The organism is Arthrobacter sp. TJ-238 (assembly GCF_058269215.1).
In genome coordinates this window covers 60,424-73,819 of sequence record NZ_JBZCNH010000001.1, presented here as the reverse complement: position 1 = coordinate 73,819, position 13,396 = coordinate 60,424, and the positions used below count along the sequence as shown (strand labels likewise).

At 71.0% G+C, this 13,396-nt stretch carries 14 protein-coding genes; 8 read left to right on the top strand and 6 right to left on the bottom strand.

Annotated features, from left to right (window positions below):
• Window positions 1–86: 86 nt before the first annotated feature.
• From AC4D2O_RS00365 to AC4D2O_RS00355, 3 genes are all read left to right on the top strand, one after another.
• The gene (locus AC4D2O_RS00365) at window positions 87–332 is read left to right on the top strand and encodes a hypothetical protein (protein WP_490904464.1); all 246 of its coding nucleotides are present in this window, start codon (window positions 87–89) and stop codon (window positions 330–332) included.
• 213 nt (window positions 333–545) lie between these two features.
• Window positions 546–2,822, top strand: a complete 2,277-nt coding sequence (locus AC4D2O_RS00360; RefSeq protein WP_490904463.1) for a carbon starvation CstA family protein — start codon at window positions 546–548, stop codon at window positions 2,820–2,822.
• Window positions 2,822–3,031 (top strand): YbdD/YjiX family protein, encoded by a 210-nt coding sequence (locus AC4D2O_RS00355; protein ID WP_490904462.1) that lies wholly within the window; start codon window positions 2,822–2,824, stop codon window positions 3,029–3,031. Before AC4D2O_RS00360 ends, AC4D2O_RS00355 begins: the two co-directional genes overlap by 1 nt.
• A 64-nt stretch (window positions 3,032–3,095) precedes the next feature.
• On the opposite strand, the gene AC4D2O_RS00350 is transcribed toward AC4D2O_RS00355, so the two are convergent.
• Together AC4D2O_RS00350 and AC4D2O_RS00345 are read right to left on the bottom strand one after the other, a co-directional pair.
• Window positions 3,096–3,857: a hypothetical protein gene (locus AC4D2O_RS00350; protein ID WP_490904461.1), complete on the bottom strand. Its 762-nt coding sequence runs from the start codon at window positions 3,855–3,857 to the stop codon at window positions 3,096–3,098.
• Window positions 3,858–3,895: 38 nt separating this feature from the next.
• The gene (locus tag AC4D2O_RS00345) at window positions 3,896–4,909 is read right to left on the bottom strand and encodes an ABC transporter ATP-binding protein (RefSeq protein ID WP_490904460.1); all 1,014 of its coding nucleotides are present in this window, start codon (window positions 4,907–4,909) and stop codon (window positions 3,896–3,898) included.
• A gap of 113 nt (window positions 4,910–5,022) precedes the next feature.
• Between AC4D2O_RS00345 and AC4D2O_RS00340 the strand changes: the two genes are divergently transcribed.
• From AC4D2O_RS00340 to AC4D2O_RS00325, 4 genes are read left to right on the top strand one after another with little or no spacing between them, the layout of a single operon-like run.
• Window positions 5,023–6,381, top strand: coding sequence for a sensor histidine kinase (locus tag AC4D2O_RS00340; RefSeq protein WP_490904459.1), 1,359 nt, complete (start codon window positions 5,023–5,025; stop codon window positions 6,379–6,381).
• Window positions 6,378–6,980 carry a response regulator transcription factor gene (locus AC4D2O_RS00335; RefSeq protein WP_334208665.1) on the top strand — a complete coding sequence of 201 codons (603 nt, stop codon included), beginning with the start codon at window positions 6,378–6,380 and terminating at the stop codon, window positions 6,978–6,980. The genes AC4D2O_RS00340 and AC4D2O_RS00335 overlap by 4 nt, the downstream gene beginning before the upstream one ends.
• A 37-nt stretch (window positions 6,981–7,017) precedes the next feature.
• Window positions 7,018–7,620 (top strand): bacterial proteasome activator family protein, encoded by a 603-nt coding sequence (locus tag AC4D2O_RS00330; protein WP_490904458.1) that lies wholly within the window; start codon window positions 7,018–7,020, stop codon window positions 7,618–7,620.
• Between the two features lie 7 nt (window positions 7,621–7,627).
• Complete coding sequence (locus AC4D2O_RS00325; protein WP_490904457.1) at window positions 7,628–8,104, top strand: hypothetical protein; 477 nt, start codon at window positions 7,628–7,630, stop codon at window positions 8,102–8,104.
• Here the strand turns inward: AC4D2O_RS00325 and AC4D2O_RS00320 are convergent.
• Window positions 8,098–9,654, bottom strand: a complete 1,557-nt coding sequence (locus AC4D2O_RS00320; protein ID WP_490904456.1) for a hypothetical protein — start codon at window positions 9,652–9,654, stop codon at window positions 8,098–8,100. The genes AC4D2O_RS00325 and AC4D2O_RS00320 overlap by 7 nt on opposite strands.
• A gap of 122 nt (window positions 9,655–9,776) precedes the next feature.
• On the opposite strand from AC4D2O_RS00320, the gene AC4D2O_RS00315 reads away from it, so the two are divergent.
• The gene (locus tag AC4D2O_RS00315; protein ID WP_490904454.1) at window positions 9,777–10,616 is read left to right on the top strand and encodes an aldo/keto reductase; all 840 of its coding nucleotides are present in this window, start codon (window positions 9,777–9,779) and stop codon (window positions 10,614–10,616) included.
• 138 nt (window positions 10,617–10,754) lie between these two features.
• Here the strand turns inward: AC4D2O_RS00315 and AC4D2O_RS00310 are convergent, their stop codons facing one another.
• Genes AC4D2O_RS00310 through flgK form a run of 3 tightly spaced genes read right to left on the bottom strand, consistent with a single transcriptional unit; the run spans window position 10,755 to window position 13,393 of the window.
• Complete coding sequence (locus AC4D2O_RS00310) at window positions 10,755–11,126, bottom strand: flagellar assembly protein FliW (protein ID WP_490904453.1); 372 nt, start codon at window positions 11,124–11,126, stop codon at window positions 10,755–10,757.
• The gene (locus AC4D2O_RS00305) at window positions 11,123–11,998 is read right to left on the bottom strand and encodes a flagellin N-terminal helical domain-containing protein (protein WP_490904451.1); all 876 of its coding nucleotides are present in this window, start codon (window positions 11,996–11,998) and stop codon (window positions 11,123–11,125) included. The genes AC4D2O_RS00310 and AC4D2O_RS00305 overlap by 4 nt, the downstream gene beginning before the upstream one ends.
• A 9-nt stretch (window positions 11,999–12,007) precedes the next feature.
• Window positions 12,008–13,393, bottom strand: a complete 1,386-nt coding sequence (flgK, locus tag AC4D2O_RS00300) for a flagellar hook-associated protein FlgK (RefSeq protein WP_490904450.1) — start codon at window positions 13,391–13,393, stop codon at window positions 12,008–12,010.
• Between the last annotated feature and the right edge of the window lie 3 nt (window positions 13,394–13,396).

Below are 13,396 nucleotides of genomic sequence, written 5' to 3'. Positions count from 1 at the left end.
GCCGCCGTTCCGGGACCGTCAGCATGCTTCCGGATGTCCGGGGGCTGTGCAAGGCTGGCAGGACAGCAACCGGAAGGAGCACCATCGTGGGCAGTACGCATCACGACGACGAGGGCGGCCTCTCGCAGGCGGCCGACAGTTTCGCCGAGAACCTCGGTGACCAGGTGCCCGACGGTGTCGACGACGGTCCGGAGGACCGGCCGGACGGCGCCGCGGACGACCGTACCAGGACGCACTCGAGCGTCAGTGAGGGCATGAACGCGAACGACGACGACGAGCCGCCGCCGGTGCTCGACGACGGGCCCGACGGGGGCCCGCGCGGCTCATCCTGACGGACCCGCGCGAAACCTCCTGATACCTCCCGGGCACGGTCCGCCGGGGCAGGCGCACGAGGACGGGGGCCCACCCCTGCCAGGAGCGCGTCCGTTCGCCGCACCCGCGGGTGCGTTCGGCGCAACGACCGGGTACGCCCGCTTGCGGTGTGACGCAGGCCTCACTAGGTTGCTACCTTCGTGTGCATCACACTTCCGCACCCGAGGAGCATCATGAGTAATAAGCAGAACGGATCCCACCGGCACGCCGACGTGCTGGTGACGGATCCGGACCTGCCGCCGGTCGCCGTCGACCCGCAGCAGGCCGAAGCAGAAGACCGCCGGTGGACGCCGGCGAAGATCGCCCTCTGGGTGGGCATCGCACTCCTGGGCGGGATCGCCTGGACCATGCTCGCCATCGTCCGCGGCGAGACCGTCAACGCCATCTGGTTCGTCTTCGCGGCCGTCTGCACCTACCTCATCGCCTACCGGTTCTATTCGAAGTTCATCGAGCGCCACCTCCTGAAGCCCGACGACCGTCGAGCCACTCCTGCCGAGTACAAGGCCGACGGCAAGGACTACGCCGCCACCGACCGCCGGGTCCTCTACGGCCACCACTTCGCCGCCATCGCCGGCGCCGGACCGCTCGTGGGCCCTGTCCTCGCAGCACAGATGGGTTACCTCCCCGGCACGCTCTGGATCATCATCGGCGTCATCTTCGCGGGCGCGGTCCAGGACTACCTCGTCATGTTCTTCTCGATGCGCCGCGGCGGCCGTTCCCTCGGCCAGATGGCGCGCGAGGAACTCGGGGTCATCGGCGGCACCGCGGCCCTTATCGCCACCCTCACCATCATGATCATCATCGTGGCCATCCTCGCGCTCGTGGTCGTGAACGCGCTCGGAGAGAGCCCCTGGGGCGTCTTCTCCGTCTCCATGACCATCCCGATCGCCCTCTTCATGGGGGTCTACCTGCGCTACCTGCGGCCCGGCAAGGTCACCGAGGTGTCCCTCATCGGCTTCGCGCTGCTGCTGCTCGCCATCGTCGGTGGCGGCTGGATCTCCGAGACGGCATGGGGCGTCGAGATCTTCACCCTCGACCGCATCACGATCGCGTGGGGCATCATCATCTACGGCTTCATCGCCGCCGTGCTGCCCGTCTGGCTCCTGCTCGCACCCCGCGACTACCTCTCCACGTTCATGAAGATCGGCACGATCGTCATGCTCGCGGTCGCGATCGTCATCACCCGCCCGGAGATCAGCGTCCCCGCCATCACGCCCTACGCGACCTCCGGCACCGGTCCCGTCGTCGCGGGCACGCTGTTCCCGTTCCTCTTCGTGACCATCGCCTGCGGTGCGCTCTCCGGGTTCCACGCCCTCATCGCCTCCGGCACCACGCCGAAGATGATCGAGAAGGAACGCCAGACCCGCTTCATCGGCTACGGCGGCATGCTCATGGAGTCCTTCGTGGCGATCATGGCGCTCGTCGCAGCCCTGTCGATCGACCGCGGGATCTACTTCGCGATGAACTCCTCCGCAGCGGCGACCGGCGGCACCATCGAGGGCGCCGTGACGTTCGTCAACGGCCTCGGCCTCACCGGCGTGAACCTCACCCAGGAGGCGCTGAGCACGATGGCCTCGAACGTCGGCGAGGAATCGATCGTCTCCCGTACGGGTGGCGCTCCGACCCTCGCCGTCGGTATCGCCCAGATCATGCAGGGTGTCTTCGGCGGCGCGGGCATGATGGCGTTCTGGTACCACTTCGCCATCATGTTCGAGGCGCTGTTCATCCTCACCGCGGTCGACGCGGGAACCCGGGTCGCACGGTTCATGCTGCAGGACAGCATCGGGAACTTCGTGCCCCGCTTCCGCGACACCTCCTGGCGTGCCGGGGCATGGATCTGCACCGCCATCATGGTGGCGGGCTGGGGGGCGATCCTCATCATGGGCGTCACCGATCCCCTCGGCGGCATCAACACGCTCTTCCCGCTGTTCGGTATCGCCAATCAGCTGCTCGCGGCCATCGCGCTCGCGGTGTGCATGGCGATCTGCGCCAAGAAGGGACTCTTCCGGTTCCTCTGGATCCCGGCCCTGCCGCTCGCCTTCGCATCGGTGGTGACCATCACGGCGTCGTTCCAGAAGATCTTCTCGCCCACTCCTGCCATCGGGTACTGGGCGCAGCACACGGCCTTCAAGAACGCCCTGGCAGCGGGCGAGGAGAGCTTCGGCACGGCCAAGAACGTCGCCGCCATGGAGGCCGTGGTCCGCAACACGTTCATCCAGGGCACGCTGTCGATCTTCTTCGTGGTGCTCGCGATCATCGTCATCGTGACGGCGATCCTCGCCACGATCCGCGCCTACCGGCACGGCGGAGGCAAGGAGAACGAGGACGCCCCGGTGGCCTCGCGCATCTTCGCGCCGGCCGGCCTCATCGCGTCCCCGGCGGAGAAGGAGCTGGAGGCGCAGTGGGCCGCACTGGAGCCGGGCAAGCGGCCGGCGCGGACGGGGCACTGATGACCGTGCCGCACGTGCTCTCCCGCGCGCGGGACACCGCGCGTGAACTGGCGTGGCTGTTCAAGGGGGTCATGGGGGAGAACGCCTACCAGGCGTACCTCGACCACCATGAGCGCACCCACGCCGGCGGGCTCCCGATGACGGAGCGCGAGTTCTGGCGGGACAAGACCGACCGGCAGGACGCGAACCCCGAGGGCCGCTGCTGCTGAGCAGGTTCAGGCACGACGAAGCCCGGCACTCCGCACGGAGTGCGGGGCTTCGTCGTGCGGACCGTCAGCGCTTCTCCCACCGGAAGCGCTTCGCGGCGATGCCGTAGGGCAGCACGATCCAGGCGAGGAGCACGACGGCGGCACCGGCCACGGAGGCGTCGAGCGCCTCCGCACCCCACCCCGCCATGAGGAGGTTCTGCAGCGCGCCGCCCGGGGTGAGCCGGGAGGCCAGCTCGAAGCCGTCGTCGAACGCGGTCCAGAAGAACGAGCCGATCACGACGACGAGGAACGGCAGCGTGGTGATCTGCGCGGCGGCAGCGGAGGGCGTGTAGATGCTCGTGAGCATGCCGGTGGTCGCGCACAGGGCCAGGAAGCCGAGGACCGCCCCGGCCACGACCAGGGGCCGGGTCGGGGCGTCCACGCCCGCGATGCCGAAGCCCACGGCGATGACCGCGAGCTGCGCCGCGACGAGCGCCACGATGGGCGTCAGCATGCCCAGCCAGATCACGGTGTCCGAGGACTCCCCGCTGCGCAGGCGCTTGAGGAACAGCTCCTGCCGTCGGGTCGCCAGCGTCGTCGTCGCGGTGAGGTAGACGCCGAGGAGGGCCACGACCATGAGGGTCAGCCCGGCCAGGACGGCTGCGCCGGACGGGCCGGCCATCCGGTCGGCGCCGACGTAGAACATGTAGACGGCCATGGCGACGGGCATCAGCACCGCGCCGGTCAGCACCGTCTTGTTGCGGAAGATGATGCGCAGTTCCATGAGGGCGATGGCCGTGATGCGGGCGGCGGCGGACGGGGACGGGGTGTGCGCGAGGGTTGTCATGGTTCTCTCCAGGTCGGGGTGTCGGGAATCCGGGGTGGCTAGGCGGCGTCGCCGGCGCTGACCCGGCGGAAGACGGCGGCGAGCGACGCCTCCGAGGCGGCCAGCCGGTCCAGCCTGACGCAGGAGGACTCGGCCCATGACAGGACCGTCCAGAGGTCGCGCTGCAGATCGAGCGTGGGCACGGTCACCCTCGTCGTGGACGGGGTCGGCACGAAGTCCGGCGACAGGCCGAGTCCCTGGAGCTGCAGGACGTCGACGGCTGCGTCGACCTCGAAGGACACGGTCGACGGTTCGCGCCGCAGGACCTCCGCGAGGGTGCCCTCGACGGCGATCTCGCCATCGTGCATGATCGCCAGCCGGTCCGCATAGCGCTCGGCCTCCTCGAGGTAGTGGGTGGTGAGGACCACGGTGGTCCCGGCGTCGTTCAGTCCGCGCACGAGTTCCCAGGTCCGCTCGCGGGACTCCGGGTCGAGGCCCGTGGTCGGCTCGTCGAGGAAGAGGAGGTCGGGCTCGTTGGCCGTGGCGAGGAGGAGGTCCAGGCGGCGGCGCTGCCCGCCCGAGAGCATCTTGACGCGGGTCGAAGCCTTCGCGTGGAGGTCCAGCACCTCGAGGCCCGCCGTGATGACCTCCTCACGGGTCCTGGCGCGAGGATCGGCCGTGGACAGCCGGAGCCACAGGCGGCAGGTCTCCGCCACGGTGAGGTCGTCGGCGAAGCCGGCCTCCTGCAGCATGATGCCGAGGCGGGGCCGGATCGAGGCCCGGTCGCGGTGCGGGTCACCCCCGAGCACCGAGACGGTACCGGACGTCGCTGCGCGGTGGCCCTCGAGCGTCTCCATGGTGGTGGTCTTGCCGGCCCCGTTGGTGCCGAGCAGGGCGAAGAACTCACCGTTGCGGATGGTCAGGTCGATGCCGCGGACCGCCTCGTACGAACCGTAGGAGCAGCGCAGGCCCGCGGCGGAGACGGCGATGGTGTCCGCAGGTGCCGTGCCGACCGTGGGGGCCGGGCGGTTCTGCGTCGAGGGCAGTGGCGGAGTGCTGGGTGAGGGAGTCATGACTCCATCCTTCCGAGCGGCTCCGAACGCCGTCAGTGCCCGCCCGTCACCTCTTCCCGTGCCCGTCCGCACACCGGGACCATGACAAATGTCATGGTCCTACGATGGACGGCATGGTGCTCTTCAAGGCTTCCCCCGGGAACCGGGACCCCGACCGGCCCGCGATCGCGGCCGCCGGAACCGCTCCGGTCCCGGAGGCCGGCCGCGGCGTCCGCGCCACCTGGCGGTACAGCGTCTCGTCGATCGTCGTCTACGGCGTCTTCGTCAGCGCGGTGAACGCGCTGTTCATGCTCTCCGGCGGCGACTACGGGCTGCAGCTCCTCGACATCGTCCTCATCGCGCTCGCCGTCGTGTCCGTCGCAGCCCTGACACGCTACTGCTGGTTCTTCCGGAGCGGACTCGGAGGCGGGCTGCCGGAGCGGAAGTACACGCTGTGGCTCCTGCTCCCGCCCGCCGGCCTCTGGTTCCTGGGCCTCGTCCAGCCCCACACCCTCTGGGTCGCCGCCCTGCCGCTCTGGTTCGCGGCGAACGCCCTCGCCGTGGTCGTCGACCGGCGCACGCGCTGGTCGATAGTGGCCATGGCGCTCGCCGCACTCCTCCTCCACGGGATGCTCGGGATCCTCCTCGGCACGCCTGCCGGCGGTCCCGCGGCCGACACCGGAGGCCTGTTCTCGCTGGGCGTCTGGGCCCTGATGACGCCCCTGCTGTTCGTGGGCGGTATCTGGTGGTGGGAGATCGTGCTGCGGCTCGACGACAGCCGCCGGGCCTCCGGCGAGCTCGCGGTCGCGAAGGAGCGGCTGCGCTTCGCGGCAGACCTGCACGATATCCAGGGGCACCACCTGCAGGTCATCGCGCTCAAGACCGAGCTCGCGGGCCGCCTGCTCGACGTCGATCCCGTGGCGGCACGCGTCCAGATCGGCGAGGCCCAGCAGCTCGCGCGCACCGCGCTCGAGGACACCCGCGCCCTGGTCCACGGTTACCGCGCCGTATCCCTCGCCGCCGAGGCGGCCAACGCGGCCGAGGTGCTCCGCGCCGCCGGGATCCAGGCCTCGGTGGAGGTGGACGCCGAGGGGCTGCCGTCGGAGGAGCGCACCCTCTTCGGGCTGGTCATGCGGGAGGCGACCACGAACATCCTGCGCCACAGCGAAGCCGGCTGCGTGACCTTCCGGCTCGTGCGCAGCGGCCAGGGGCACGTCCTCTCGGTGACGAACGACGGCGCCGGCGGTCCCGGGCCGCGGACGGCGGGAACCGGGATCGAGGGATTGCGGAAGCGGTTCGAGGCCGTCGGTGGCGCTGTCGATGCCCGGCTCGAGGCCGACCGCTTCGTCCTGACGGCCACCACGCCGGGAGCCCCGGATGCTGTCGCGCTCGCAGCCTCACCCGGTACGTCCACCGCCCTCGCGGCCGATACCCCTGCCCCGCCCGTCGGGGCTCCCGCCTCTGCGGCCCGGGCCCTGGGGGAGCGACCGTGATCCGCCTGGTCCTCGCCGACGACGAGCATCTGATCCGGGGCGCCCTCGAGGCCCTGCTGGGACTCGAACCCGACCTCGAGATCGTGGCGAGTGCCGACAACGGGACCGACGCGGTGCGGCTCGCGCAGCAGCACTCGCCCGACGTGTGCGTGCTGGACCTCGAGATGCCCCCGACCGACGGCATCTACGCCGCGGAGGAGATCCTCCGGTCGGTCGCGACACGCGTGGTGATCGTGACCAGGCACGCCCGGCCGGGCGTCCTGCGGCGCGCGCTGGCCAGCAGGGTGTCCGGCTTCGTCCCGAAGTCCACGCCCGCGGACAAGCTCGCGGACGTCATCCGGGACGTCGCGGCCGGCCGTCGTTACGTGGACCCGGACATCGCGGCGAGCGCCCTGACGGGTGAGTCCTGTCCGCTGACCGTCCGGGAGCTCGACGTCCTGCGCCACGGCCGGCAGGGCGCGAGCGTCCAGGCGATCGCGCGCGAACTGCACCTGGCGCCGGGAACCGTACGGAACTACGTATCGTCCGCGATGGCGAAGCTCGACGCACCGTCGCGCCACGAGGCCGCCGCCCGGGCATGGGAACAAGGCTGGATCTGACGTGCCCGCTCCCGAGCGGTTGTGGGAGCATTGCGTCATGACTGAACAGCAGCCTGCCGGCCCCGCCATCCCCCTCCCCGGCACGCCGGACAACCCGCAGCCCGGCGGACCCGCGACACCCGCGGCACCCGCCCCGGACAACCGTCCCGCCAAGCTCGCGGAGCTCGTGGACGAGCCGGCCAAGGTCATGCGGATCGGCACCATGCTCAAACAGCTGCTGGAGGAGGTCCGGTCCGCCCCGCTCGACGACGCCGGCCGCACCCGCCTCACCGCCATCCACGAGCGCTCGGTCCGGGAGCTCGAGGACGGCCTCGCCCCCGAACTGGTCGAGGAACTGCACCGCATCAACCTGCCGTTCGACCGCGAGACCGTGCCCACGGACGCGGAACTGCGCGTGGCGCAGGCGCAGCTCGTGGGCTGGCTCGAGGGCCTCTTCCACGGCATCCAGACAGCGCTGGCGGCCCAGCAGATGGCGAACCAGCAGCTCGCAGCCCGCCTCCAGCTCCGCGAACTCCCGCCCGGCACGGTGATCGCGCCCGGCGTGGTGGTCGGCGAGGACGGCGAGCCCCGGCGCGTCCCACCTGGACGCAGCGCCCAGGCGTCCCCCGCGGACACCCACGGGCCCGGCCAGTACCTGTAGGGCGCCCGTGGCCTTCTTCGCGGCCGCGCGGCAGGGACGGAAGGACGACGCCGAGCTGGGCACCGGGGTGTGGCGGCGCGCGCACGACCGCTTCCGCCGCGGACTCGACCGCTACCACCAGATCCTCGAGGGCATCGACGACGACGACGTCTACAACGAACTCGTCGGCATCGCCAACGACCTCAGCGAGATGCTCCCGCGCGTCCGGGAGGTCTGCGTGCGTGCCCAGGCCTCCTCGCCGAGTACGGGGCTCGACATCCCCGGAGCGCTCATGCAGGTGCACCGGGCGCTGTCTCGTGCGGGCAACACGCTCGCCACGACAGCCGAGGCCGCGGCGATGGCCCGGCTCGACGGCGAGCGGTGGGGCATCGCGTCCTCCGGCCTCGACAACGTGCGTCGCCGTGCACAGCTGGTGGCGGAGGACGTCGAGGAGGCCGAACGGGCCATGCCGGACGCCGGTCGGCGCCCCGTGGGCCATCAGTAGAACAACAGGGTGCTTGCCGGGTCGACGGCGATGTCCCACAGCTCGAACTGCCGTCCGTCGCACGTCCCCCGGGCGCCCGTCGGCACGCCGCGGATGAACGGCGTCGACCTGTTCTCGTCCACGTAGGGGTAGCCGCGTTCGTTCAGGACGGTGAGGACGCGGAGGCCGCCGGCGGGATCGCCGTTGTCGGAGATCGACTGCCGCTCGTAGGCGGTGAAGCCCTCCGGCCAGCGCAGCAGGACCGCGCGGCCGTTGAACGAGAAGAGCACGCACGCCTGCCCGTCCTCGGCATGTATGCGGAACGTGCCGAGGAGGGTGCCCGGCATGTCCTGCGGATCGCGGCCCTCCGGTGGGCGGATTCCCACGACGGCCGCGGGGTCCAGCGCCCCGGGAGGTACGCCGCTCGTCTCGAGCGGCAGCTCCTCCTCGGGCATGGCCCGGATGGTGTCGCGCAGCCCGTCCGGGAGGGGCGCGGGATCACCGTTGCTCGTGGCGGCCTCCGGCACCCTTCGGTCCACGAGGGTCAGGACGGAGCCCTCGCCCTCCATCGGCGTGAGGACGCCGTGCTCGCCGTGTTCGAGGAACATGAGCTGGTTGGGCGGGAAGAAGCTGCGGCTGTACGGCCGCTCGAGCGTGCTCCGCCCCGTGACGTCGACCGTGAGGACCCGGCGCGTCTCGTCGCCCTTCAGCAGCTGCACCACCGTGGCCCCCCGCAGAATCCGCACCTCGCCGTTGATCACGGTCGGCTGGACGTTCGAGGCGGCCACCACCGCCACGACGTCCGCGAGGTCGTAGAGGCGGGCCGTCTCCTCCGCGGGACCGGCGGCCCGGCGGGGGAGGAGAGCCGTGGTCAGGGCCGCCACGATCAGGAGGATGCAGGCGGCACCGACCACCACCTGGATCCTCCGGCTCAGGGACCCGCCGTCATCGCCGGGCGGAGGAGGCTGTTCGTCCTCCACCGGTGCCGCGGGGATGGTGGTCCGGACCTCCGCCGGAGGGTCGGTCGTCGCCGTCGCCGTCGCCCGGTCGGGGAGCGCACCACGGCTGCGCCCCAGGTCCTCCTCCTGGACGGCCCGGGCCGGATCGGCGTCCGCGAGGAGCGCGGCGAGGGCGACGACTGAGCCCTCCGCAGCCTCCACCCGGCTGGCGCAGGCGGCCTCGACGTCGCGCAACCTCCCGGCGTCCTCTCCCGAGGCCCTCGCTGCGGCCTCGACGTCCAGCCGGTCCCAATGGTGCAGGAGGAGGAACTCGCGCTCACCGGCAGCGAGGGCGGCGAGGGCCGCCTGCAGATCATCGACCTCGACCCGGGGCGGGAGAGCCGGCGGGAGGTAGCGCTCGAGGGCTGCCCGGGCCGCGGTGACCAGGAGGACCCTGACCCCTTCGGCGGCCTGGTCGGCTTCGGCAGGATGGCCGGCTGCATGCGCGTCGACGGCCTCCACGGCCTCCAGCGCCGCCGCCGCGGCCAGCCGCGCGGACCGGGAACGGCGGAAGGCGTACAGGTAGGCGTCGTCATGGAGGGTGACCCGCACGGGATCGTCAGCACCACTCATCCCATACCTCCGTCATCGCAGGCTGGTCCGCATGGGTCCGCTCCGGGGAGCGAATACCTCGCGGGCTGATAGTTGTCGATGGAAACAGAAATAAATGAACCGGCGCGTTCGTTCCCGCCTATATGACTACATCACCAAACCTTACGTTCAATGACGGCCTCACGATCCCCCAGCTCGGGTACGGCGTGTGGCAGGTCGAGGACAAGGTCGCCGAGGAGGTCGTGGGCAAGGCCTTCAAGGCCGGCTACCGCCACATCGACACCGCCATGATCTACGGGAACGAAGCAGGCGTCGGCCGGGCGATCGCCACGTCGGGCCTGAGCCCCGAGGACATGTTCATCACGACCAAACTGTGGAACGCCGACCAGGGCTATGAGAGCACGCTGAAGGCGTTCGACGAGTCCATGGAGCGCCTGGGCCTCGAGACGCTCGACCTCTACCTCATCCACTGGCTGCAGCCCAAGCAGGGCAAGTACGTGGACACCTGGAAGGCGTTCATCGAACTGCAGAAGCAGGGCCGCGTGAAGAGCATCGGTGTCTCGAACTTCACCATCGAGGCGCTCACCGAGATCATCGACGAGACCGGCGTGGTGCCGGTCATCAACCAGGTGGAGACCCACCCGTACCTGAACCAGGCCGAGCTGCGTGCCTTCGAGGCGGAGAAGGGCATCCTGCACGAGTCGTGGTCGCCCATCGGCTCCGGCAAGGGACTGCTCGACGACGCCGTGCTGCAGGACATCGCACAGAAGCGGAACGCGACGCCCGCCCAGGTGGTCCTCGCCTGGCACCTCGCGCTCGGCAACGTGGTCATCCCCAAGTCCGTCACCGAGTCCCGCATCATCGAGAACTGGGAGTCGCTCGACGTGAAGCTCGAGGACGAGGACATCGAGGCCATCAACGGCCTCGACAAGGGTGCAGCAGGCCGCATCGGCGCCGATCCGGCAACCTCGGACTTCGCCTGACCCCTGCCGGCCCGTACACCGCAGTTCCTCCCGACGTCACGGGGGTTGCCCGACGGCGGAGTCCCGCTGCAGCGCAACCGATGACGACAGGAGCCGCCCGGCGATGCCGGGCGGCTCCTGTCGTTCCTGCTCCTGGCCTCAGGCGGCCTGGGCCAGCGCCGCCTTCAGCGGATAGTCGGTCCCGTCCAGGATCAGCTGGGCGCAGCGCCCCGTCGAGGGATCCAGCACGATCGGTGCGGCGAGATTGACGGTGGTGCCCTCGGTCCCCGGGTTGGCGACGACGAACAGGTGCGCCTCCGGCACGTCGGATCCGAGCACGTCGCGCTGCGCGTCCGAGAATCGCGGGCTGTAGTGCGGCACATAGGTGGCGGCGTCGAGGAGGAACAGGCGCACGCTCGGCTCGTCGGCTGCGGTGAGCGTGAACAGCCCGTCCGCGCCCGGCACCTGCTCGAGGTCGAAGCGTGTGAGGGGCGCGAGGCCCGGGGGAGGGGTGACGAAGGCGGCCCTCATCGCAGGAAGTCCATCAGCGAGGGCTGCAGGACGCGGGCCGAGACGGCGAGGGCACCCTGGTAGGCGGTCTCCTGGAGCTTGAGGTCCAGGATGATGGACGCGAGGTCGACGTCTTCCACGGCGGCGCGTTCTCCTTCGAGAGCCAGCGAGGCATCGGCGACAGCATCCTTGGCGCCGAGCAGGCGTGCGTGGCGTGTGCCGATCTCACTGTGGTGGGCGGTGAGGTCCTGGATGCGCTGCTGCAGCGGTGCGAGGTGCACGGACACGTCCTTGCCGGCCCGCAGGTCAGCGGCGATGGTGTCCAGCAGGGCGAAGGCAGAGCCGGAGCCGTTCCCGAAGACGGCGGCGCCGTCGGCGTCGACACGGATCGTCTCGTGCGGGCCGACGCGGCGCTCGACGGTCCCGCCGGTCGTGAACGTGAGATCCGGAGCGACGGCGGCGGGGGCATCGGAGTTCCCGGCGAACAGGAATCGGCCCCCATAGGTGGCGTTGGCCTGCACCACGAGCTCGGTGCGCAGTGACTCGATGCTCAGTGCCAGCGCCTCGCGGGCGGTGGGCGGCAGGGACGAGTTGGAGCCCTGCAGCGTCAGGTCATTCGCGGTGTCGAGGGCCCGCTTCGACATCGTCATCGCGTTGTCGAGCTGGGTCAGCCACCCTTCACCGTCGGCGATGTTCCGGCCGTACTGCCGGGTGGCGCCGATCTCGGCGCGGACGCGGAGGGCTTCGGCCGCAGCGGCCGGGTCGTCCGACGGGCGGCCGATGGCCTTCTGGCTGGACGCCTTCTCCTGCAGGTCGGCGAGGCGGGCGAGGTTCACCTGCAGGGAGCGCTGGGCTCCGTGCAGCATGGTCTGGTTGGTGACGCGGGTGATCATGGTGCCTTCCTACCGTCCTACGATTCCCATGCGGTTGATCAGGACGTCGAGCATCTCGTCGACGGCCGTCATCACGCGCGCGGCGCCCTGGTAGGCGTGCTGGTACTCCAGCAGGTTGACCTGTTCCTCGTCCATGCTCACCGAGGTGGCGCCGAGTTGTTGCTGCAGCGCGGTGGTGGCCGACACCTCCGCGAGGGCGTTGCCCTGCAGCTCGGCGCGTGCTGCGGCGCCGAGATCCGTGACGAAGGCCGACCACACGGAGTCGGGGGACCGCGTGCCGATACCCAGCCCGGAGATCGCGTCCGCCACCGAGCCGTCGAAGGCGCCCGCGCCGGGAGCGCCCGCCGCGAGGTCCTCGCGGCGCGTCGGCACGACGGCGAGCGAGGCGGCGGCCCGCTCCGGCTGGTACGCGAAGAACGGTCCCTTGCCCGCGTTCGCATGCAGCGCGTTCACCTGACCGGCGAGATCCGCGGCGAAGGCGTCGTACCCGGCCGCGGCCTGCGCGAGGGCGCCACCCGCGTCGGCGGGGGCGAGGAGCGAGAGCGTCGCTGCGAGCTCGCCGCTCTCCACGCCCGCGGAGGCGCCGGGCCGGTGCGTCCATTCGATCCGGACCGTGCCGGCACCGTCGAGCTGGATGGGACCGGCGACCTGCAGGCTGCGGGCGGTGGTGCCCGCGACGAGCGGGTTGCCGGCCAGCAGCACGTCCGCGGTACCGTCCGGATTGTCGCGGACGGTGGCCCCGGTAAGGCCGGCGAGTGTCGCCGTCAGTGTCGTGCGGCGGTCGACGAGCTCGTTGGCCGGGGCGCCGGAGGCGACACTGGAGCGGATCTGCCGATTGAGGTCGGCGACCTGCGCGGCGGCGTCGTTCACCTCCGTGACGAGTCCGGCGGCCGAGGACCGGGTGGACGCCCACTGCGTCTGGACCTCACGGTAGCCCGCAGCGATGCGCGAGGTGAGCTGCCCGGCTGCGGCGAGGAGCGCGGATGCGGGGGCGTCCTTGTCGGGCTGGTTCGACAGGCCCTGCCAGCCCGCCCAGAACTTCTGGAGGGAGTCGGCGACGCCGTTGGTGCCGGGCTCCTTCAGCCCCTCCTCGAGTGCCGAGTACGCCTGGGCGCGCACGGCGGTGTACCCGGCGGCACCGGCCGTGATGCGGACCCGCGCCTCGAGGTGGGTGTCACCGAGACGGGCGATGCCCTGCGCGAGCACGCCCTCACCCGCGCGGGTGCCGGTGCTGAAGAGCGTGGGCCGGACCGGCGCGGCCGCGGATGTCTCGAGCCGTTGGCGCGTGTACCCCTGGGTGGTCGCGTTGGCGATGTTCTGGCCGGTCACGTCGAGGCCCGCGCGTGCGGCGGCGAGGCCGGAGTAGGCCGTGGTGAGTCCGCTGAAGGTGCTCATTGT

Bases quoted from the DNA above. Each gene is read 5' to 3' on its own strand.
- AC4D2O_RS00345 (WP_490904460.1), bottom strand. From the start codon at position 4,909: ATGACTCCCTCACCCAGCACTCCGCCACTGCCCTCGACGCAGAACCGC.
- flgK (WP_490904450.1), bottom strand. From the start codon at position 13,393: ATGAGCACCTTCAGCGGACTCACCACGGCCTACTCCGGCCTCGCCGCC.
- AC4D2O_RS00360 (WP_490904463.1), top strand. From the start codon at position 546: ATGAGTAATAAGCAGAACGGATCCCACCGGCACGCCGACGTGCTGGTG.
- AC4D2O_RS00320 (WP_490904456.1), bottom strand. From the start codon at position 9,654: ATGAGTGGTGCTGACGATCCCGTGCGGGTCACCCTCCATGACGACGCC.
- AC4D2O_RS00330 (WP_490904458.1), top strand. From the start codon at position 7,018: ATGACTGAACAGCAGCCTGCCGGCCCCGCCATCCCCCTCCCCGGCACG.
- AC4D2O_RS00315 (WP_490904454.1), top strand. From the start codon at position 9,777: ATGACTACATCACCAAACCTTACGTTCAATGACGGCCTCACGATCCCC.
- AC4D2O_RS00305 (WP_490904451.1), bottom strand. From the start codon at position 11,998: ATGATCACCCGCGTCACCAACCAGACCATGCTGCACGGAGCCCAGCGC.
- AC4D2O_RS00310 (WP_490904453.1), bottom strand. From the start codon at position 11,126: ATGAGGGCCGCCTTCGTCACCCCTCCCCCGGGCCTCGCGCCCCTCACA.
- AC4D2O_RS00350 (WP_490904461.1), bottom strand. From the start codon at position 3,857: ATGACAACCCTCGCGCACACCCCGTCCCCGTCCGCCGCCGCCCGCATC.
- AC4D2O_RS00340 (WP_490904459.1), top strand. From the start codon at position 5,023: ATGGTGCTCTTCAAGGCTTCCCCCGGGAACCGGGACCCCGACCGGCCC.
- AC4D2O_RS00355 (WP_490904462.1), top strand. From the start codon at position 2,822: ATGACCGTGCCGCACGTGCTCTCCCGCGCGCGGGACACCGCGCGTGAA.